Origin of the sequence: Sphingomonas sp. Leaf28, from assembly GCF_001421685.1 — a bacterium.
In the GTDB taxonomy this organism is placed as follows: Bacteria; Pseudomonadota; Alphaproteobacteria; order Sphingomonadales; family Sphingomonadaceae; genus Sphingomonas; species Sphingomonas aurantiaca.
The window spans coordinates 467,533-486,681 of the sequence record NZ_LMKX01000001.1; the positions used below are offsets into that span (position 1 = coordinate 467,533).

The window sequence follows — 19,149 nt, forward strand, 5'->3', positions numbered from 1 at the left end:
CCAAGCACCCGAACCACCCCGGCGAAGGCCGGGGCCCAGTTGGAAAGGTCGGCGTAACGGAGCGCCCCCTCAATCAACGACGTTCCCCAACTGGGCCCCGGCCTTCGCCGGGGTGGTGGCTATCCAGCGGCTGGACCGTCTGTCCGCCGCCCCTTCTTACCGCGAAGCGACCTGCACGCCCGGCTTACGCAACCACTGCGCCATCATGTCGCCCGCGCCTTGGCGAACGAAGCACGCCCCGCCCTTCGCGCGATACTGACGGCACATCGAGTCCGCCGCCGAACGGCTGAACCCGCCGACGGACAGGCGGTAGAAATCCTCGCCCTTGGCCTTGAACGCCATCCCGTTCGGCGCATGGCCGGCGAGCACCGCGAACCGGCGTGACGCGCGGCCCCACGCATCCTTCGCCACGCCCGCGCTCTCGAACGCGCCGAGCTGCACGTACCAGCTGCCGGTCGCCTGCGGCTTCACCGGATAGGCAGCCGCCGGCGCGGACGCCGCTGCGAGCTTGATCGCCCCCCCAGCCGGGCGAAGCATCATCGCCGGCAGCGCCTGGACGACCTCCTGTCGCGGTCCGAACGTGACCTTCGAAAAGCCCGCGGCCGGCACCGAGGCGACCTCGACACGACCCGCGTCGACAGCCTCGACCGGATCCGCCGACGCCATAGCCTGCGCCGGAACACCCGGTGCGACCCGCGCCGGATTCAGCGCCAGCGCCACCGGCTGCCCCGAATCCGCCGCGGCCCGCACGCCGAGCAGGCTCGCCACCTGGTCCGACGCGGCGGCCGGCTGCGCGAACAGCGCCCATTGCTCGAGCCGCGCATCGACATCCCCCGGCGCCATGTCCGCCGCCGCGACCACGCGCGCCTCCTGCCAGCGGGCCGCCAGGGCGAAGCTCAGCGCGAGATTCTGCCGCACCTTCACGCTCGTCTCGGGCGACCGCGCGACCTCGGTCAGCAGCGCAATCCCGCCCGCGGTGTCGCCGGCCAGCGACAGCGCGAGCCCGCGATCGAGCGCCGGGATAATCGCCGCCTGAGTCGCCAGCGTCTGTCGTGCCGCCTGCCAGTCGCCGGTCGCGACCTGCGACAGCGCGAGGTTCAGCGCCGCCTTGCCGCTGGTCGGCGACAGCGCGAGCGTATCGGCGAACGCCTGCGAGGCGGACGCGAACCGCCCCCCCTGCAGATAGCTCTGGCCGAGCAGCATGCGATATTCCGCCGACTGCGGCATCAGCGCCACCGCGCCTTCTGCGTAGCCGATCGCCGCACCGCCATCGCGCCGGGCCAGCGCAGTCTGCGCCTTGCCCGCATTGGTCGCCGCGCCCTTGGCCGCCGCCACGCCGCTGCGGTCGCCGGCCGAGGCGAGGCTTCCGCCATTGGCGGCGCAGCCGACCATCGTCCCGCCGAGGAGGAGGGCGGAGATACCGCCGAGGAGAAGTGCGCGCGTGTTCATCGCGGAGTATCCCTGTGTCAACATTTGCGTTTGGCCGGCGGTAGCTGCGCAACCAGCGCATCGACCTCCGGCAAGCTGTTCAGAAAGGCATCGAGCGCCTGCGTGACGAGATATTGCGCAGACCGGCCGGTGACCGCGCTCGCCAGCCGCAGCCGGAGATGCCGCTCGGTCTCGAGCCGCAAGGTGAACGCCACCTTCGCGCCCTTGGCCTTGGCTTGGCTCTCGCGCCCGATCCGTGCCGCGGTCGCCGCCGACACGGGGGCGATCTCCACCGGGCGCTCGATCTCGACCTTGAGCGCGGCGCGTTCGACCAGCACCGGCGGCGGCGCCGTGCCCAAGTCGTTCCAGCCGAGATCGTCGAGCGCATCGGTCGACGGCACGGTCAGGTCCTGCGGTCGCATCGCCGGGCGCGCGGTGCCCTTTCGCGCCAGCAGCGAGGAGGTCAGCGACACGGTGCGTTTGGGCTGCGCCATGACGTCAGCCGACCACCCGGCGGCCGAACCCACCGGCGGCAGGACGCTGCCCGACCGCGGTCGGCACGCTGAACACGGTCCGGCGAAAATTCTTCTCGAGCCGGTCGCAGACATAGGTCCACAGCGCCTCGATCTCGGCGGTCGACTTGCTCCTCGCGTCCAGCTCCATGACGGTGCGGCCATCGATCATCGACGACGCGAAGTCGGTGCGCTGGTGGACGATCACCGGTGCGACGGTGCCGTGCTGCGACAAGGCCAGCGTCGCATCGGCGGTGATCCGCGCCTTGGGCGTCGCCGCGTTGACAACGAAGATCAGCGGCTTGCCGGCACGCGCGCACATGTCGACGGTGGCACCGACGGCACGCAGGTCATGCGGCGACGGCCGGGTCGGCACGACGATCAGCTCGGCGACCTGGATCACGCTCTGGATCGCCATGGTGATTGCTGGCGGCGTATCGATCATCGCCAGCTTGAAGCCCTGTTGCCGGAGGATTTCGAGATCCGCCGCGAGCCGCGAGACGGTGGTCTGCGCGAACGCCGGCTCCTCGGCGGTGCGCTCGTTCCACCAGTCGGACAGCGAGCCCTGCGGATCGATGTCGATCAGCACCACCGGGCCATGCCCCGCCCGCTCCGCCTGGACGGCGAGATGACCCGTCAGGGTCGTCTTCCCCGATCCCCCCTTCTGCGATGCGAACGCTAGAACGCGCATAAGTCCCCAACCCCCTGGCAATCGATGCATATGTGCCATGCGGTGGTCTAAGAACCGGTTAACGGCGCTTCATGATGCGCGCGCGGTGGTGTCGCGGCTGGACGGCGTCGCGATGCCCGCGTCTGTTCTTGCGCAAGCCGTGACCTTTGCCTTGCGCGACGAACGACGGCATGGTGTGGACGAGTTGATGGCGGCGGGCGCGATGGGGTTGGAATGATGACGGTTGGCAAGCTTTTCCTGGGTGCGATCGCGGTGGCGGGGGCGCTCGTCGCCACGCCCGCACTGGCCGACGTCAAGGCCGGCGTCGACGCCTGGGCCAAGGGCGACTTCCCGCGTGCGATCACCGAATGGCGCCCGCTCGCGATCGCCGGCGATCCCGATGCGCAGTTCAACCTCGCGCAAGCCTATAAGCTCGGCCGCGGCGTTCCGCTCGATCCCGCGCTCGCCGAAAGCTGGTTCCGCAAGGCCGCCTTGCAAGGCCATCTCCAGGCCGGCGACAATTACGGCCTCGCGCTGTTCCAGGCGGGCAAGAAGACCGATGCACTGCCCTGGCTCGAAAAGTCCGCGGCACGCGGCGAACCGCGCACGCAGCTCGTGCTCGGCACGATGCTGTTCAACGGCGACGGCATCCCGCGCGATTTCCCCCGCGCCTATGCGCTGATGACCCGCGCCTCGGCGTCCGGCCTGCAATCCGCCGCGCAGACGCTGGCGCAGATGGACCAGTATATCTCGCCCACCGATCGCGAAAAGGGCACCGCACTCGCGCAGCGCTATGCCTTGCAGGCAAGCTCGGCCACGCCGCCGCGCGAGACGGCGGCGAAGGCAGGCGGACAGGCGAGCGGACGGATCGACGTACCCCCCTCACGGATCGCCGAGACGCCGCGGCCGACACGTGTGCCGCCAACCGTCACGCCTGCGCCAGCGAAGCCAACCCCCGCAAAGCCGGCCCCTGCGAAAGCCGTTGCGGCAAAGCCCGCCCCCAAGCCTGCCCCCGTCAAAGCCACCGGCAACTGGCGCGTCCAGCTCGGCGCATTCCGCGATCAGAACAATGCCGAGACGCTGTGGAACACGGTGCGCGGCAAGCTTCGCGGCGCCCAGCCCTTCTACCCCAAGGCTGGCGGCGTGACCCGGCTACAGGCGGGCGGGTTCGCCTCCAAGGCAGACGCGACGCGCGCCTGCTCGGCGGCACGCGTTCCCTGCGTGATCGTTGCCCCCTGACCTGCAAGCGCCAGGACCGGCGCATGGTCGCGTAACCGACTGCTCCTGACGAGGATGTCCGCATGCTGTTCCTGACCTTGGCCCTGGTGTCCGCGTCGCCGACCTGCACCGATATCAAGCAGCAATGTCGCGCCTGCCCGACCGGCGGGAACGTGGGCGCCTGCTCGACGGTGGGCATCGCCTGCCAACCGACGCGCCGCATCTGCGTGCCGGCCAAAACCCCGGCGCGTCCGGACCGGACCACCGACAAGAAAGCGCGCTGAGCACGCCCGAGGCCCCCGTGGCCAATGCCGGATACGCCGCCGCAGGGATCAAATAGCCGGACCGGTCGTTTCGTTTCGACATCGACCGGGAGCTAGATGCATGATTTCGAAGACCTTGGCGCTGGCACTTGCCGGCGCAACGCTGTTGGCCGCCTGTTCTGGCCAGCAGCCTGCAACGACCAATACCGACACGCTGGCGGATAACGGCGTCTCGCTGCGCAACCTCGCCGACACCGACGTCGCAGTCCCCAAGCCCGAGCAGTTGACGGTAAAGGGTAGGCTGATCCCCACCCCGTCCGACCCCACCTCGCGCCATTTCCTGCTGCGCGAGCGCAAGGCGGCTAGCGGCACGATCATCGCGATCCTGCGCCAGGAACATGACGGCAGGATCGCCTATGCGCGGACCGAGACCGATTGCGCCAACCGCCTGTTCCACGTCCTCGGCGTCGGCCCGAACCGTGCGCTGGTAGAGACCAACATCACGCATGACGGCCCGCTGCGCCCGATCAAGGGCCTGCCGTTGCGTGAGGAACTCGCGACCTATGTCTGCGCAGCGAGCGGTACGCCGCTGGCCAAGGCGTAACCCGACTGCGGCCAAACCTGATCCTCCCCCGCCAGGGGGAGGTGGCTGGCTCTTGCCAGACGGAGGGGGAGGAAAGGGCAACAGCTGTTTCGTGTCCGCCCCCTCCGTCGCCTTCGGCGCCACCTCCCCCTGGCGGGGGAGGATCGTACGGGTAGCTAGTCCACAATCCAGTTCCGCCGCGCGATACCCTGCGCATAAAGCAGCGCGGTCAGGTCGCCATGATCCACCCGCGCCGCCGCCGCCGCCGCGACGATCGGTTTCGCGTGATAGGCGACCCCCAGCCCGGCCGCCTCGATCATCGCCAGATCGTTCGCGCCATCGCCCACCGCGAGCGACTCCTCCACCGCGATTCCCCGCTCCGCGATCGCCGCGTTGAGCGTCGTCAGCTTCGTCGCCGACCCGACGACCGGCTTCGTCACCGTCCCCGTCAGCACGCCGCCCTCGATCTCGAGCACATTGGCGATCGCGCGATCGAAGCCGATCGCCTTGGCCACCGGCTCCGCGAACCGCGTGAACCCGCCCGACACCAGCACCGCCAGCGCCCCGCGCGCCCGCATCGTCCGCACAAGCGGCTTGGCGCCCGGCATGATCGTCACGCGCTCGGCCAGACACCGTTCGATGTCGCTCTCCGCCAGTCCCTTGAGCAACGCCACGCGCGCATCGAGCGCCGCCTCGAAATCGAGCTCGCCGCGCATCGCACGTTCGGTGATCTCCGCGATCTGCGGCTTGATGCCCGCATAATCTGCCAGCTCGTCGATGCACTCGACGGTGATCATCGTCGAATCCATGTCGGCGACGAGCAGCGTCTTGGTGCGCGTGAGACTCGATTGCACGACCACATCGGTCTGCGCGAACGCCCCCTCAAGCGCGCTGCGCGCCGCATCCGGTGCCATCCCGAAGATCAGGTCGGCGGCATCGCCCTCGTCGATCCAGCCGCTCGCGCCCGGTGCGCATCCGGCATCGCGCAGCCGGTCCATCGCGGTCGAAATATCGCCTGCGGTCAGCGTGCCCGAGGCTATAAGCGTTGCCGTGAACATGAATAATCTCCCGAAGGTCGCGCTCATCGCAGGGCCGACCGCGAGCGGCAAGTCCGCGCTCGCGCTCGCCATCGCCGCGCGCCACGACGGCGTCGTCATCAACGCCGACTCCGCGCAGGTCTATGCCGATCTCCGCATTCTGACCGCGCGCCCCTCAGCCGAGGAGGAGGCCAGCGCCCCGCACCGCCTGTTCGGCCATGTCGACGCCGCCGACGCGACCTACTCCGCCGCACGTTGGGCCGCCGAGGCGACGCGCGCGATCGACGCCACGCTCGCGGAGGGCAGGCTGCCGATCCTGGTCGGCGGCACGGGTCTCTACGTCCGCACGTTGCTCGACGGCATCGCCCCCGTCCCCGCGATCGACCCGGCGCTTCGCGAGCAGATCCGCGCGCTCCCCGTCGCCGAGGCGCATGCCGCGCTTGCGCAGCTCGACCCGCCCGCCGCCGCGCGGCTCAACGCCGCCGACACCACGCGCGTCGCGCGCGCGCTGGAGGTGGTCCGCGGCACCGGCCGCACGCTCGCCGACTGGCAGACCGAACGGGTGGGCGGCATCGGCGACCGCCTCGACGTCCGCGCGCTGATCCTCATCCCCGACCGCGACTGGCTGAACGCGCGCATCGACCAGCGCTTCGCCGAGATGGCCGAAACCAGCCAGGCGGAAGTCGCCGCGCTTCTGGCCCGCACCGACATCCCGCAGGACGCGCCAATCCGCCGCGCGATCGGCGTTCCCGAGATCGCCGCGTTGGTCCGCGGGGAAACGTCAATAGCCGACGCAATCGCGGCCGGATCGCTCGCCACGCGGCGCTATGCCAAGCGGCAATATACCTGGCTCCGACACCAGCCCCCGGCCGCCTGGACGCGCACGGACGCGCTCGATTTTCCGACGCGCCTGCAGCAATTTGAAACTATATTGCTCAAATGATGTTTGACACGCATCTTTTATATCGGTAGCCGCCCCCTCCACGAGGCGCTAAAGGCGGCGCATTCGAAAGGATTTTGACGTGATGACCGAGAAGAGTGGAGCCGATATCCTGATCGAGGCGCTGTGCGATCTCGGCGTGGAGGTCGTGTTCGGCTATCCGGGTGGCGCCGTGCTGCCGATCTACGACGCGCTGTTCCGCAGCGGCCGGATCAAGCACATCCTGGTGCGCCACGAACAGGCCGCGACGCATGCGGCGGAGGGCTATGCCCGCTCGACCGGCAAGCCCGGCGTGGTGCTCGTCACCTCCGGCCCCGGCGCGACCAACGCGGTCACCGGGATCACCGATGCGCTGATGGATTCGATCCCGATGGTCGTGATCACCGGCCAGGTGCCGACCGCGCTGATCGGGACCGACGCGTTCCAGGAGGCCGATACCGTCGGCATCACGCGCCATTGCTCGAAGCACAATTACCTCGTGAAGGACCCCGCCCGCCTGGGTGCCGTGATCCACGAGGCGTTCCACATCGCCACCTCGGGTCGCCCGGGGCCGGTGGTCGTCGACATTCCCAAGGACGTGCAGGTCGCCACCGCGCGCTACACCAAGCCCGGCCCGATCCAGCACAAAACCTATCGCCCGCAGGTGAAGGCCGACCAGAGCCAGATCGAGCAGCTCGTCGACATGCTCGCCGCGGCCGAACGCCCGATCCTGTATACCGGCGGCGGCATCATCAACTCAGGGCCGGCCGCGAGCCAGCTGCTGTGCGAACTCGTTCGCATCACCGGCGCACCGGTGACGTCGACGCTGATGGGCCTCGGCGCCTATCCCGCGAGCGGCGAGCAGTGGCTCGGGATGCTCGGGATGCACGGCACGTATGAGGCCAACATGGCGATGAACCAGGCCGACCTCGTCGTCGCGCTCGGCAGCCGGTTCGACGACCGCGTGACCGGCCGGCTCGACGCGTTCAGCCCGAATTCGCGCAAGGTGCATATCGACATCGATCGCTCGTCGGTGAACAAGACGGTGCGCGTCGATCTCGGGATCATCGCGGATGTCGGCCATGCGCTCGAGGACATGGTGCGGATCTGGAAAAGCCGCCAGCATCCCAAGCCCGACACGACCGACTGGCAGCGGCGGATCGCCGGCTGGCGTGCGGTCAAGTGCCTCGACTTCCCCGAGAACGACCCGAACGAGATCATGCCGCAGCGCGCGATCCGGGCGCTGTTCGACGCGACGCACGCGCGCAACCCGATCATCACGACCGAGGTCGGCCAGCACCAGATGTGGGCCGCCCAGCATTTCGGCTTCGAAAAGCCGAACAAGTGGCTGACCAGCGGCGGTCTCGGCACGATGGGGTACGGCCTGCCCGCCGCGATCGGTGCGCAGCTCGGCAACCCGAACGCGCTGGTGATCGACATCGCCGGCGAGGCGTCGATCCAGATGAACATCCAGGAGCTGGCGACCGCCACCCAATACCGGTTGCCGGTGAAGATCTTCATCCTCAACAACCAGTATATGGGCATGGTCCGCCAGTGGCAGGAGCTCACCTATGAGAGCCGCTATGCCGAGAGCTATTCGGACTCGCTGCCCGATTTTGTGAAGCTGGGCGAGGCTTACGGCTGGAAAGGCATCCTGATCGAGACTCGCGACCAGCTCGACAGCGGGATCGCGGAGATGCTGGCCTATGACGGCCCGGTGATCGTCGATTGCCGCGTGTCGCAGCTGACCAACTGCTTCCCGATGATTCCGAGCGGAGCGGCGCATACCGACATGATCCTGCAGGCGAACGAAGTGTCGGGCACGATGGACGACGAAGCGAAGGCGCTGGTTTGATGGCGCCGTCACTTCTTCCCCCCTCCCGCATGCGGGAGGGGCCGGGGGTGGGCTCGCGCTCAACCCCGACCGGCATCGCTTGCGGTCATCCGCGCGCCCACCCCCTACCCCCTCCCGCAAGCGGTAGGGGGGGAGACTGAACCATGCATATTTCCCAAGAAAAGGCCGAGCGGCACACGCTCGCCGTGATCGTCGACAACGAACCGGGCATCCTCGCCCGGATCGCCGGCCTGTTCACCGCGCGTGGCTATAATATCGAGAGCCTGACCGTGTCGGAGATCACCGCCGACAAGGCGGTCAGCCGCATCACGATCGTCACCAGCGCGTCGCCCGCGACGATGGAGCAGATCCTCGCGCAGCTCGACCGGCTCGTCCCCGTTCACAAGGTCACCGACCTGACCGCACAGGGCGCGCACGTCGAACGCGAGCTGGCGCTGGTCAAGGTCCGCGGCACCGGCGACCACCGGATCGAGGCACTCCGCCTCGCCGACGTCTATCGCGCGCGCGTGGTCGATGCGACGACGTCGAGCTTCGTGTTCGAGGTGACCGGCGGGATCGACAAGATCGACAAGTTCGTCGAACTCATGGGCGAAGTCGGCCTGATCGAAGTCGCCCGCACCGGTATCGTCGCGATCGCCCGCGGCAAAGAGCCGGCCTGAATTAACACCCGACCACGATTTTCACCGAAGCCCGTCGCCCCCACTCCGTCACCCCAGCGAACGCTGGGGTCTCCCCGCGGCTCCTGTCCCCAAGAGCCGCATGAGATACCAGCGTTCGCTGGTATGACGGATGTGCGGGCGTCGACGCTTCCCAATGCAACGCTTCAAGAAAGGACTCCCCCAATGCGTGTCTATTACGATCGCGACGCCGACCTGAACCTGATCACCGACAAGAAGATCGCGATCGTCGGTTACGGCTCGCAGGGCCATGCCCACGCGCAGAACCTCCGCGATTCGGGCGTCAAGGACGTCGCGATCGCGCTGCGCGAAGGCTCGCCCACCGCCAAGAAGGCGATCGAGGCCGGCTTCGCGGTCAAGTCGAACGCCGAAGCGGCGGCCTGGGCCGACATCGTCATGATCCTCGCCCCCGACGAGCATCAGGCCGCGATCTACGCGACCGACCTGCACGACAACCTCAAGCAAGGTGCGACGATCGCGTTCGCGCACGGCCTCAACGTCCATTTCGGCCTGATCGAGCCGCGCGCCGATCTCGACGTGATCATGATCGCGCCCAAGGGCCCCGGCCACACCGTGCGCAGCGAATATGTCCGCGGCGGCGGCGTCCCCTGCCTGATCGCGATCGACCAGGACAAATCGGGCAACGCGCACGACATCGCGCTCGCCTATGCGTCGGGCGTCGGCGGCGGTCGCTCGGGCATCATCGAGACCAACTTCCGCGAGGAATGCGAAACCGATCTGTTCGGCGAGCAGGCCGTGCTCTGCGGCGGCATCACGCACCTGATCCAGGCCGGGTTCGAGACGCTGACCGAAGCCGGCTATGCGCCCGAAATGGCCTATTTCGAGTGCCTGCACGAGACCAAGCTGATCGTCGACCTGCTCTATGAGGGCGGGATCGCCAACATGCGCTACTCGATCTCGAACACTGCGGAATATGGCGACATCACCACGGGCCCGCGGATCATCACCTCGGAGACCAAGGCTGAGATGAAGCGCGTGCTGGCCGACATCCAGTCGGGCCGCTTCGTGAAGAACTTCATCCTCGACAACCGCGCCGGCCAGCCCGAGCTGAAGGCGGCGCGCAAGCAGGCGTTGGCGCATCCGATCGAGAAAATCGGCAGCGAACTGCGCGGCATGATGCCGTGGATCGGGAAGAACGCTTTGGTCGACAAGGCGAAGAACTGACGCGAACGCGCGATAGCGCGTGAGCGCGGCCGGCACGACGGAGCCCGCCCACAGGGCGCGGCTTCGCCGTGGCCGACGGGCGGGCGCGGAAAGTGCGCTTCGGTTGCCCCAACACCCTCACTCCACCCCGGCGAAGGCCGGGGTCCAATTGGAAAGGTTGTAGTAACGGAGAACGATCCTCCGTTACCGACGCCCCCCAATTGGGCCCCGGCCTTCGCCGGGGTGGTGGCGTTTTGGGGGTAAGCGCGCCACTCCACAAACTCTCCCGCTCGCCAATCCCGCCTCCCCGCCCCCCCCTTGTTCCCCCGCGAAGGCGGGGGCCCAGGGTCTCGGGCGGTGATCGTGGTTTAGCTGAGCCCCCGCATCCGCAGGGGAACCGCATGGGCTCCACCGACCCAAATCCGAAACACAGCGTTGGCATAACGCCGTTTGACGCAGCGCAGCCGCTCGGCCAGCATCGCGCATCAAAAAGGAGACCCCGCATGCGCCTAGTCCTAGCCACGATCCTCGCCCTCACCGCCGCGCCAGTCTTGGCCCAGACCGCCGCCGTTCCCGGCGCCCCCGTCAAGGCACGTGTCGCCGCCGGCACCTATGCGGTCGACCCGAACCACACGCAGGTCACGTGGCAGGTCAACCACATGGGCTTCTCGATGCTCGAAGGGCAGTTCGGCGCGTCGGGCGGCAGCATCACGATCGATCCCTCCAAGCCGAACGCGACCAAGGTCGAGGTCAACTTCGCGATCGACCAGCTTTCGGTCACCTCGGCACCGTTTACCGGTCATCTGAAGTCGAAGGACTTCTTCGACGCCGCGACCTATCCGACGGCCAAGTTCGTCTCGACCAAGGTCGTCGCGACCGGCGACAAGGCGACCATCACGGGTAACCTCACGCTCAAGGGCGTCACCAAGCCGGTCGTGCTCCAGGCGACGTTCGTCGGCGCGGGCGCGAACCCGATGAACAAGAAGCTGAACTTCGGCTTCCGTGCGACGACCTCGATCAAGCGCAGCGATTTCAACATCGGCGCCTATGCCCCCGTCGTGTCCGACAAGGTCGACCTGACGATCAACGCGGCCTTCGCTGCGCAATAATACCTATGCGCACCCTATCGCGCTGGACATTTACCGTGTCCGCGCGATAGGGAAGACGCAATGTCTCACGGTCGCATCCTGCTGCTTCGACTTACGCGCCCTTAGGCGCGCCGATCGTTTGCGTGGTGGCCAGCCCCCGCGCCTCGCGCCTAAGGGCTGACCCGAACGCTCCCGATCACGAGAGACACGAGCCATGCTGCGCGACCCATCGACAAAATACCGACCCTTCCCGCAAATCGACCTGCCCGACCGCCAATGGCCGTCGAAGACGATCGTCAAGCCGCCGCGCTGGCTGTCGACCGATCTTCGCGACGGCAATCAGGCGCTGATCGACCCGATGGATGCCGAGAAGAAGACTCGCTTCTTCGACCTGCTTTGCAAGGTCGGCCTGAAGGAGATCGAGGTCGGCTTCCCGAGCGCCGGCGCGACCGAATTCGACTTCATCTCCGGCCTGGTGAAGACCGGCCGAATCCCCGACGACGTGTCGATCCAGGTGCTGACGCAATCGCGCCGCGACCTGATCGAGACGAGCTTCGCCAGCCTCGTCGGCGCGAAGACCGCGATCGTCCATCTCTACAATGCGGTCAGCCCCGCCTGGCGCAAGATCGTGTTCGGCATGGACCGCGCGCAGGTGAAGCAGATCGCGATCGACGGCGCCAAGGTGCTGCGCGACGAAGCAGCGAAACAACCCAACGTCCGCTGGCAGTTCGAATACAGCCCAGAGACCTTCTCGACCGCCGAGCTCGAGTTCAGCCTCGAGGTCTGCGAGGCGGTGATGGACGTCCTGATGCCGACGCCGGAAAATCCGATCATCTTCAACCTGCCCGCCACCGTCGAGTGCGCGACGCCGAACATCTATGCCGACCAGATCGAATGGTTCGGCCGCCACATCCGCAATCGTGACTCGGTCGCGATCAGCCTGCACACGCACAACGACCGCGGCACCGGCGTCGCCGCTGCCGAACTCGGCATGATGGCGGGGGCGGACCGCGTCGAGGGCTGCCTGCTCGGCAATGGCGAGCGCACCGGCAATTGCGATCTCGTGACCGTCGCGCTCAACATGTACACGCAAGGCGTCGACCCGAAGCTCGACCTGTCGGACATCGACGGCGTCGTGAACACGGTCAACTACTGCACCAACATCCCCGTCCACCCGCGCACGCCCTATGCCGGCGATCTCGTCTTCACCGCGTTTTCGGGGTCTCATCAGGACGCGATCAAGAAGGGGTTCGCCGCGCAGGAGGCGAAGAACGACACGCTGTGGGAAGTCCCCTACCTCCCGATCGATCCCGCCGATCTCGGCCGCAGCTACGAGGCGGTGATCCGCGTCAATTCGCAGTCGGGCAAGGGCGGCGTCGCCTGGGTGATCGAGCAGGATAAGGGGCTGAAGCTGCCCAAGCGGCTCCAGGCCGATTTCAGCCGTCATGTGCAGGCCTATGCCGACGAGACGAGCCGCGAACTGAACGCGGCGGACATCTGGGGCCTGTTCGAGCGGACATACATGCCGCAGGCGAACGACCGCGTCGAACTGCGTGATTACGAGGAAAGCGGCACGGCGGGCCAGCGCGTCTTCATCGGCCGCGTTGCGATCGATGGCGAGGAGCGGTCGATCTCGGGCCGAGGCAATGGGCTGATCTCTGGCGTGATTGCGGCGATCGCCGAGTCGACCGGTCCCACGCTCGACGTCGTGGATTATAACGAGCACGCGATCGGTCACGGCGCCGACGCGCAGGCCGCGGCCTATGTCGAATGCCGGACCGCGCAGGGCAAGACGGTCTTCGGCGTCGGCATGGACACCGACATCGCGACCGCCTCGGTCCGCGCCGTCCTCAGCGCCGCCAACCGCGCCTGACGCCAGGAAGGGCGGCCACCGGTCACGCCGGTGGCCGTTCTCTCAGGCGAGCTTCGCCAGCAGCATCTTTGCCGCGTCTTCTGACGAGGCGGGGTTCTGCCCGGTGATCAGCAATCCGTCCTCGACGACGTGTACGCCCCAGTCCGCGGTCTTCGAATAGCGGCCACCCTGCTGCGTGAGCATATCCTCGACGAGGAACGGCACGATATCGCTGAGCCCAACGGCCGCCTCTTCGGTATTGGTGAAGCCGGTGACCGTCTTCCCCTTGACGAGCGGCGACCCATCGGCCGCCTTCACGTCGCGGAGCACGCCGGGCGCATGACAGACCAGCGCGACGGGCTTGCCCGCGGCGATCGTCGTCTCGATCAGCGCGATCGATGCCTTATCGTTGGCGAGATCCCAGAGCGGGCCGTGTCCGCCCGGATAGAACACCGCGTCGAAATCGGCGATCTTCATCTCGGACAGTTTCCGCGTATCGGCAAGCGCCGCGCTGGCCTCGGCATCCGCCTCGAACCGGCGCGTCGCGTCGGTCTGCGCGTCGGGCTTCGCGCTGCTCGGATCGAGCGGCGGTTGGCCACCCGCCGGCGAGGCGAGCGTGATGGCAACGCCCGCGTCCTTGAACACGTAATAGGGTGCGGCAAGTTCCTCGAGCCAGAAGCCGGTCTTGCGGCCGGTATCGCCGAGATCGGCATGCGAGGTGAGAACGACGAGAATGTTCACCATAAGTCTCCGGATAAGGGGTATGGGGAGGGAACGAACCGGCTTCAGGATCGGCGCCGCTCTCGGTAACCAAATGCGCCCGATCGTGGGACTATCGCTTCGACTCGATAGCGCGTTCTCGCACTATACGGCACCCGATCGCGGCGTCGGGGTAGATATCGGTCTTCATCGTCTCGACCTCGACCCGCCGCACACGCGAGTCACCGAGGCACAGCGTCGCGATCGCCTCGCACAATGTCTCCTGCAACGCGAACGGTCGCTCCGCCGCCATCGCAAGGATCCCCTCGCGGACGAAGTCGTAATCGAGCACCTCGCCGATCGCATCCTCGCCGAGCCGCCCCGGATACACGACTGTCATCTCGACCGAGACGACCACGCGCTGCGGCGCCACCTCGTGCGGATGAATCCCCAGCCGCATCATCACCTCGAGCCCGTCGAGGATCGTCGTGAACTCAGCCATGCCGCCCCTCAAACATCACGTCGCCATCACGCGCCAGAAACCGCTGCCCGCAATCGACGAACACCGTTTGCCCGGTCACGCCCTGTGCGCCAAGCAGCCACGCGACCGCGTCCGCCACCGCTTGCGCACCGACCGGCCGCTTCAGCAGATTGTCGCTCGCCACCGCCGCAAACTCGGCATCGGTCTGGTCGCCGCTTGGCAGCGTCAGCCCCGGTGCCACCGCATTGACGCTGATCCGCGGCCCCAGCGCCTGCGCCAGCATCACCGTCGCCCCCTCCAGCGCGATCTTGCCGCAGCTATAGGAGAAGAAGTCGGGATTGAGATTCGCCACCTTCTGGTCGAGCAGATTCACGATCGCGCCATCGCGCACGTCCTCCTGCGACGCCAGCGCCGAGGCCAGCAGCACCGGCGCCCCGCAGTTGATCGCGGCCAGCTCCGCAAACAGCGCCGGATCGACCGCCGGCGGCCGGTCGAACTCGAACTTCGACGCGCAGTTCACAAGCCCGTCGATCGCCCCCCCGATCGCAGCCCGCGCCGCCGCGAACAGGTCGCCGATCGCACCGAGATCACCCAGATCCCCCTCGACCGCCGCCGCGCGTCCGCCGGTCGCGACGATCTCGTCGACCAGTGCCGCCGCCTCGCCAGGCGAATGCCCCTGATGCACGACCACCGCATGCCCGTCCGCCGCCAGCCGCCGGGCGATCGCCGCGCCCAGCCGCTTCGCCCCGCCCGTCACCAGGACGGTTCGGCTCATGCGCGCGCGCCCATCAGCGACAGCACTTCCTTGCGGCTGCGCTCATCGTCGCGGAACACGCCCATCATCCGGCTCGTGACCATCGTCACCCCCGGAGTCCGCACCCCGCGCGCGGCCATGCAGGCATGAGTCGCCTCGATCACCACCGCGACGCCCTGCGGCTTCAGATTGTCCCAGATGCAATCCGCGACCTCCGCGGTCAGCCGCTCCTGCACCTGCAACCGCCGCGCAAAGCCGTGCAGCACGCGCGCGAGCTTCGAGATGCCGACGACATGGTTCTTCGGCAGGTACGCGATGTGCGCCTTGCCGATGATCGGCGCCATGTGGTGCTCGCAATGCGACTGGAACGGAATGTCCTTGAGCAGCACGATCTCGTCATAACCGCCGACTTCCTCGAACACGCGTTCGAGATGCCTGGCGGGATCGTCGCCATAGCCCGCGCAATATTCCTTCCACGCACGTGCAACACGCCGCGGCGTATCGAGCAGCCCCTCACGGGTCGGATCGTCCCCCGCCCAGCGGATGAGCGTGCGGATCGCCGACGCTACGTCTTCGGGCACAATCGGCTTGCCATCGGGACCCACTTGGTCGGCGACCGCGGACCAGTCCTCTGCCCCGCCCGTTTCATCCCGCATCGCAACACCCTTTATCTACATACCCAAACATCGGAACATGGGTCCTCTTTTGCAACTGTTTCATTTGAGCAACGCCGCGTAAATACCCGTAAAACAGGCCTCAAAAAGCGTTGACGGTTGATTTTTTTAGTCGTTACTTCGCCATACCTGAAAAACTAAATCGTGAATCGGCAAAGACCGGCACGATCGGGGAGAGGACTGCCATGGCAAAGTTCGAATTGCTCGCCGCATCGGCGATGATACTCCTGTCGATTGCGCCGGCAATGGCGCAGACCGCGACCACCACGTCCGCTGAAAACACCGCGCCCACCAACGATCCGGGGCAGGAAGCCCCCTCCACGCAGACCGCCCCGGCCGACACCCCATCCAGCGCCTACGCCTCGCAGGATATCGTGATTACCGCGCAACGCCAATCGCAGCGTCTGCAAGACGTTCCGATTGCTGTGAGTGCCTTTACCGCAGACAACATCGCCAAGCAGCAGATCGTCAACCCGAGCGCGCTCCAGCAGACGCTGCCCAACATCACCTTCACCAAGACCAACTTCACCACGTCGAGCTTCACGATCCGCGGGATCGGCGATCTGTGCACCGGCGCGACCTGCGACACCGCGACCGCGATCCACGTCAACGACATGCCGCTGGTGACGACCCGCCTGTTCGAAAGCGAGTTCTTCGATCTCGAACGGATCGAGGTCCTTCGCGGGCCGCAGGGCACGCTGTTCGGTCGCAACGCGACCTCGGGCGTGGTCAACTTCATCTCCGCCAAGCCCGATCTCTCCGCGATCCATTCGGCGGCCGAGTTCGAATATGGCAATTACGATTCCAAGCGCGTGAAGGCGATGTTCAACCTGCCCTTCACCGACACGCTCGGCATCCGCGTCGCGGGCACCTATCTCAACCGCGACGGCTATACCAAGAACCTGTATGACGGCCGCGACATCGATGGCCGCGATCTCTATTCGGTCCGCGGTACGCTGTCCTGGGAGCCGACCAGCGCCACCCGGATCGACCTGATCGGGTCGTATTTCCGCGAGAAGGACGATCGCTCGCGGTTGCAGAAGCAGCTGTGCCACCGCGACCCGACCGGGATCCTCGGCTGCCTGCCCGACCGGCTCGCCAATGAAACCGCCAACGGCAACTCGACGCTCGCCGCGGTGCTCAGCTCGAGCGAGTTCTTCGCGGTCAACAACCCCGCGCTCGCGCGCTTCGGCCTGCAGAGCCTCTACGGCCAGGACACCTATGCCGGTGTCGTCAACCCGGCCGACGTCCGCACCGTGTCGCTCGACTACAGTCCGACCTATTTCGCCGAGGAGGAGCAATATACCGCCAAGATCTTCCATGATTTCGGCCCGCTCAGCCTGAACTTCACCGGCGGCTATACGCGCAACGTCGTCGACAGCGGCACCGACTACAACCTTGCAGTCGAGAATTCGCTCACCAACAATGCCGGGCTCGCCACGCTGAACGCGCTCGCCCGCACCGGCTCGCCATTCGCGTTCCTCAACGGCGTGCGGCAGACGCTGATCCCCAACGGCCCCGCGGGCGGCGTCTGCCAGTCGGCGGCGGACCCCAATAATGTCGGCGTCTATGGCGGCAACTCGATCGGCTGTTACGCACAGAGCCTCGACTTCGATCGCTCGCGTCAGGTGAACCGCCAATATTCGGCCGAAGCGCATCTCGACAGCAGCTTCGACGGGATGTTCAACTTCCTGCTGGGCGGCATCTATGTCGACAGCAAATCGACCAACACCGATTATTTCGTCAACGCCTTCGGACTCGACTACGCCTCGGGCATCCTCGGCTCGGCGAACGCGGCGGGGCTCGGGCTGCCCGCGGGCAACGGCTATTTTCTGTCGACGCCCTTCTACCGCAACAGCGACACCGAGTTCCGCCTGAAGTCGTACGGGATCTTCGGCGAGACCTATTTCAAGTTCACCGACGCGCTCAAGCTCACCGTCGGCCTGCGCTACAATCACGACAAGAAGACCGACCAGGCGCGCAATCTCGCGCTCAACGTGCTGACGCCGATCGGCGCGACGGGCATCGAACAGGGTCTGAACTACGGCACGGTCGATTTCGACCCGAACCTGCCCGGCCGGCAGGAGTTCGCCAATGCGCAGGTCAGCTTCTCGCGGCTGACCGGTCGCGCGGTGCTCGACTACCGGATCACCGAGAACAACCTGCTCTACGCGTCCTATTCGCGCGGCTATAAATCGGGCGGGATCAACCCGCCGCTGCTGCCGCTGTTCAACGTCAGCAGCACGTTCGATCCGGAACAGGTCAACGCATACGAGATCGGCTCGAAGAATACCTTTGGCGGCGGCCAGCTCAGGCTCAACCTCACCGGCTTCTATTACCAGTATAAGAACCTGCAGCTGAGCCGGATCGTCGCGCGCACGTCGGTCAACGACAACGTCAACGCCGATATCTACGGCGTCGAGGCCGAGGCGATCATGAGCCCGATCCCGGCGTTCGTCGTCAACATGAATGCGAGCTACCTGCATTCGAAGGTGTCGAGCGACAAGTTCCTCGTCAACCCGCGCGACGTGTCAGGCGGGCGTGCGGACGCGGTGATCATCAAGGACATCACCAACGCATCGAACTGCGTCGTCGTCCCCAACGCGGCGGGCAATGCGGCGCTGGCGAACGGCTATGTCGCGGCGGTCAATGCGCGAGTGGGGCTGCGCGCACCGACCGCGATCCCGACGGTCGCGGCGACCGGTGCGTTCGGCATCTGCAGCGTGTTGCAGGCCAATGCGCCGGCAAGCGGCGTATCGGTGCTCGACGGCGTGACCACCAACATCCGCGGCAACCGCCTGCCGCAGGCGCCCACCTATAAATGGTCGGTCGGCGCGCAGTACACGATCGACTTCGCCAACGGCATGAACATCGTCCCGCGCGCGGACCTCAACTATACGGGCGGGTTCGCGGCGAGCATCTTCAACACCGCGGTCGACCGCATCCCGGGCTATGCGGTGGTCAACATGCAGATCCAGCTCAACGCGCGCGAGGACCGGTTCTACGTCCGCGGCTTCGTGCAGAACCTGGCGAACAACAACGCGACGACGGGGCAATATGTCACCGACCAGTCGGCCGGCCTGTTCACCAACATCTTCACGATCGAACCGCGGCGGTATGGCGTAGCGGCGGGGTTCAAGTTCTGAATCGTAGATAGCCGGCTGCGACCCTAACAATCCTCCCCCGCCAGGGGGAGGTGGCGCAAAGCGACGGAGAGGGAGGACATGCGACGGGGGTTTCCCTACCCTCCCCCTCCGTCTGGCAAGAGCCAGCCA

19 protein-coding genes are annotated in these 19,149 nt (G+C 66.8%); 11 read left to right on the forward strand and 8 right to left on the reverse strand.

The genetic code is table 11. The features are described from left to right. Positions 1-156: 156 nt before the first annotated feature. The 3 genes from ASE79_RS02190 to ASE79_RS02200 are packed head-to-tail and all read right to left on the reverse strand — an operon-like array spanning position 157 to position 2,631. The gene (locus tag ASE79_RS02190; RefSeq protein ID WP_056411346.1) at positions 157-1,449 is read right to left on the reverse strand and encodes an SPOR domain-containing protein; all 1,293 of its coding nucleotides are present in this window, start codon (positions 1,447-1,449) and stop codon (positions 157-159) included. 17 nt (positions 1,450-1,466) lie between these two features. Then, the gene (locus ASE79_RS02195) at positions 1,467-1,922 is read right to left on the reverse strand and encodes a hypothetical protein (RefSeq protein ID WP_056411348.1); all 456 of its coding nucleotides are present in this window, start codon (positions 1,920-1,922) and stop codon (positions 1,467-1,469) included. 4 nt (positions 1,923-1,926) lie between these two features. Continuing rightward, entirely contained in the window at positions 1,927-2,631 is a 705-nt protein-coding gene (locus ASE79_RS02200) for a ParA family protein (RefSeq protein ID WP_056411350.1), read from the reverse strand. A 37-nt stretch (positions 2,632-2,668) separates the two neighbouring features. Between ASE79_RS02200 and ASE79_RS02205 the strand changes: the two genes are divergently transcribed. The 4 genes from ASE79_RS02205 to ASE79_RS02220 all read left to right on the forward strand — a co-directional run bounded on the left by ASE79_RS02205 (position 2,669) and on the right by ASE79_RS02220 (position 4,695). Continuing rightward, positions 2,669-2,848, forward strand: coding sequence for a hypothetical protein (locus ASE79_RS02205; protein ID WP_056411352.1), 180 nt, complete (start codon positions 2,669-2,671; stop codon positions 2,846-2,848). After that, a complete protein-coding gene (locus ASE79_RS02210; protein WP_156359486.1) occupies positions 2,848-3,849 on the forward strand; it encodes an SPOR domain-containing protein in 1,002 nt (333 codons plus the stop codon). The genes ASE79_RS02205 and ASE79_RS02210 overlap by 1 nt, the downstream gene beginning before the upstream one ends. Before the next feature lie 62 nt (positions 3,850-3,911). Beyond that, complete coding sequence (locus tag ASE79_RS02215) at positions 3,912-4,112, forward strand: hypothetical protein (protein WP_056411356.1); 201 nt, start codon at positions 3,912-3,914, stop codon at positions 4,110-4,112. Between the two features lie 100 nt (positions 4,113-4,212). Further along, positions 4,213-4,695, forward strand: a complete 483-nt coding sequence (locus ASE79_RS02220; protein WP_056411357.1) for a hypothetical protein — start codon at positions 4,213-4,215, stop codon at positions 4,693-4,695. Positions 4,696-4,850: 155 nt separating this feature from the next. On the opposite strand, the gene serB is transcribed toward ASE79_RS02220, so the two are convergent. Then, on the reverse strand, positions 4,851-5,732 hold the full coding sequence (gene serB / locus ASE79_RS02225; RefSeq protein WP_056413213.1) for a phosphoserine phosphatase SerB: 882 nt from the start codon (positions 5,730-5,732) through the stop codon (positions 4,851-4,853). Here serB and miaA point away from each other — a divergent pair. The 6 genes from miaA to leuA all read left to right on the forward strand — a co-directional run bounded on the left by miaA (position 5,731) and on the right by leuA (position 13,287). Continuing rightward, positions 5,731-6,654: a tRNA (adenosine(37)-N6)-dimethylallyltransferase MiaA gene (gene miaA / locus ASE79_RS02230; protein ID WP_200910302.1), complete on the forward strand. Its 924-nt coding sequence runs from the start codon at positions 5,731-5,733 to the stop codon at positions 6,652-6,654. The genes serB and miaA overlap by 2 nt on opposite strands. A gap of 82 nt (positions 6,655-6,736) precedes the next feature. After that, positions 6,737-8,485 carry an acetolactate synthase 3 large subunit gene (locus tag ASE79_RS02235; protein WP_056411359.1) on the forward strand — a complete coding sequence of 583 codons (1,749 nt, stop codon included), beginning with the start codon at positions 6,737-6,739 and terminating at the stop codon, positions 8,483-8,485. Positions 8,486-8,628: 143 nt separating this feature from the next. After that, a complete protein-coding gene (gene ilvN / locus ASE79_RS02240; protein ID WP_031395186.1) occupies positions 8,629-9,144 on the forward strand; it encodes an acetolactate synthase small subunit in 516 nt (171 codons plus the stop codon). A 183-nt stretch (positions 9,145-9,327) separates the two neighbouring features. Then, a complete protein-coding gene (ilvC, locus tag ASE79_RS02245) occupies positions 9,328-10,347 on the forward strand; it encodes a ketol-acid reductoisomerase (protein WP_031439771.1) in 1,020 nt (339 codons plus the stop codon). A 482-nt stretch (positions 10,348-10,829) separates the two neighbouring features. Then, positions 10,830-11,435: a YceI family protein gene (locus ASE79_RS02250; RefSeq protein ID WP_056411362.1), complete on the forward strand. Its 606-nt coding sequence runs from the start codon at positions 10,830-10,832 to the stop codon at positions 11,433-11,435. Between the two features lie 193 nt (positions 11,436-11,628). Next, complete coding sequence (leuA, locus tag ASE79_RS02255) at positions 11,629-13,287, forward strand: 2-isopropylmalate synthase (RefSeq protein WP_056411364.1); 1,659 nt, start codon at positions 11,629-11,631, stop codon at positions 13,285-13,287. Positions 13,288-13,329: 42 nt separating this feature from the next. Here the strand turns inward: leuA and ASE79_RS02260 are convergent, their stop codons facing one another. The 4 genes from ASE79_RS02260 to folE form a co-directional block, all read right to left on the reverse strand. After that, on the reverse strand, positions 13,330-14,007 hold the full coding sequence (locus ASE79_RS02260; RefSeq protein ID WP_056413217.1) for a type 1 glutamine amidotransferase domain-containing protein: 678 nt from the start codon (positions 14,005-14,007) through the stop codon (positions 13,330-13,332). A 91-nt stretch (positions 14,008-14,098) separates the two neighbouring features. After that, positions 14,099-14,467, reverse strand: a complete 369-nt coding sequence (locus ASE79_RS02265; protein WP_056411366.1) for a dihydroneopterin aldolase — start codon at positions 14,465-14,467, stop codon at positions 14,099-14,101. Next, on the reverse strand, positions 14,460-15,221 hold the full coding sequence (locus ASE79_RS02270; RefSeq protein WP_056411368.1) for an SDR family oxidoreductase: 762 nt from the start codon (positions 15,219-15,221) through the stop codon (positions 14,460-14,462). Before ASE79_RS02270 ends, ASE79_RS02265 begins: the two co-directional genes overlap by 8 nt. Continuing rightward, entirely contained in the window at positions 15,218-15,856 is a 639-nt protein-coding gene (gene folE / locus ASE79_RS02275; RefSeq protein WP_056411370.1) for a GTP cyclohydrolase I FolE, read from the reverse strand. The genes ASE79_RS02270 and folE overlap by 4 nt, the downstream gene beginning before the upstream one ends. 203 nt (positions 15,857-16,059) lie before the next feature. Here folE and ASE79_RS02280 point away from each other — a divergent pair, with 203 nt between their 5' ends. Further along, complete coding sequence (locus ASE79_RS02280; protein ID WP_056411373.1) at positions 16,060-19,020, forward strand: TonB-dependent receptor; 2,961 nt, start codon at positions 16,060-16,062, stop codon at positions 19,018-19,020. Positions 19,021-19,149: the final 129 nt, after the last annotated feature.

Coding starts and splice junctions, on each gene's coding strand:
- ilvN (WP_031395186.1), top strand. CDS start 8,629: ATGCATATTTCCCAAGAAAAGGCCGAGCGGCACACGCTCGCCGTGATC.
- ASE79_RS02250 (WP_056411362.1), top strand. CDS start 10,830: ATGCGCCTAGTCCTAGCCACGATCCTCGCCCTCACCGCCGCGCCAGTC.
- ASE79_RS02220 (WP_056411357.1), top strand. CDS start 4,213: ATGATTTCGAAGACCTTGGCGCTGGCACTTGCCGGCGCAACGCTGTTG.
- miaA (WP_200910302.1), top strand. CDS start 5,731: ATGAATAATCTCCCGAAGGTCGCGCTCATCGCAGGGCCGACCGCGAGC.
- ASE79_RS02190 (WP_056411346.1), bottom strand. CDS start 1,449: ATGAACACGCGCGCACTTCTCCTCGGCGGTATCTCCGCCCTCCTCCTC.
- folE (WP_056411370.1), bottom strand. CDS start 15,856: ATGCGGGATGAAACGGGCGGGGCAGAGGACTGGTCCGCGGTCGCCGAC.
- leuA (WP_056411364.1), top strand. CDS start 11,629: ATGCTGCGCGACCCATCGACAAAATACCGACCCTTCCCGCAAATCGAC.
- serB (WP_056413213.1), bottom strand. CDS start 5,732: ATGTTCACGGCAACGCTTATAGCCTCGGGCACGCTGACCGCAGGCGAT.
- ASE79_RS02280 (WP_056411373.1), top strand. CDS start 16,060: ATGGCAAAGTTCGAATTGCTCGCCGCATCGGCGATGATACTCCTGTCG.
- ilvC (WP_031439771.1), top strand. CDS start 9,328: ATGCGTGTCTATTACGATCGCGACGCCGACCTGAACCTGATCACCGAC.
- ASE79_RS02205 (WP_056411352.1), top strand. CDS start 2,669: ATGCGGTGGTCTAAGAACCGGTTAACGGCGCTTCATGATGCGCGCGCG.
- ASE79_RS02265 (WP_056411366.1), bottom strand. CDS start 14,467: ATGGCTGAGTTCACGACGATCCTCGACGGGCTCGAGGTGATGATGCGG.
- ASE79_RS02200 (WP_056411350.1), bottom strand. CDS start 2,631: ATGCGCGTTCTAGCGTTCGCATCGCAGAAGGGGGGATCGGGGAAGACG.
- ASE79_RS02235 (WP_056411359.1), top strand. CDS start 6,737: ATGACCGAGAAGAGTGGAGCCGATATCCTGATCGAGGCGCTGTGCGAT.
- ASE79_RS02215 (WP_056411356.1), top strand. CDS start 3,912: ATGCTGTTCCTGACCTTGGCCCTGGTGTCCGCGTCGCCGACCTGCACC.
- ASE79_RS02210 (WP_156359486.1), top strand. CDS start 2,848: ATGACGGTTGGCAAGCTTTTCCTGGGTGCGATCGCGGTGGCGGGGGCG.
- ASE79_RS02270 (WP_056411368.1), bottom strand. CDS start 15,221: ATGAGCCGAACCGTCCTGGTGACGGGCGGGGCGAAGCGGCTGGGCGCG.
- ASE79_RS02195 (WP_056411348.1), bottom strand. CDS start 1,922: ATGGCGCAGCCCAAACGCACCGTGTCGCTGACCTCCTCGCTGCTGGCG.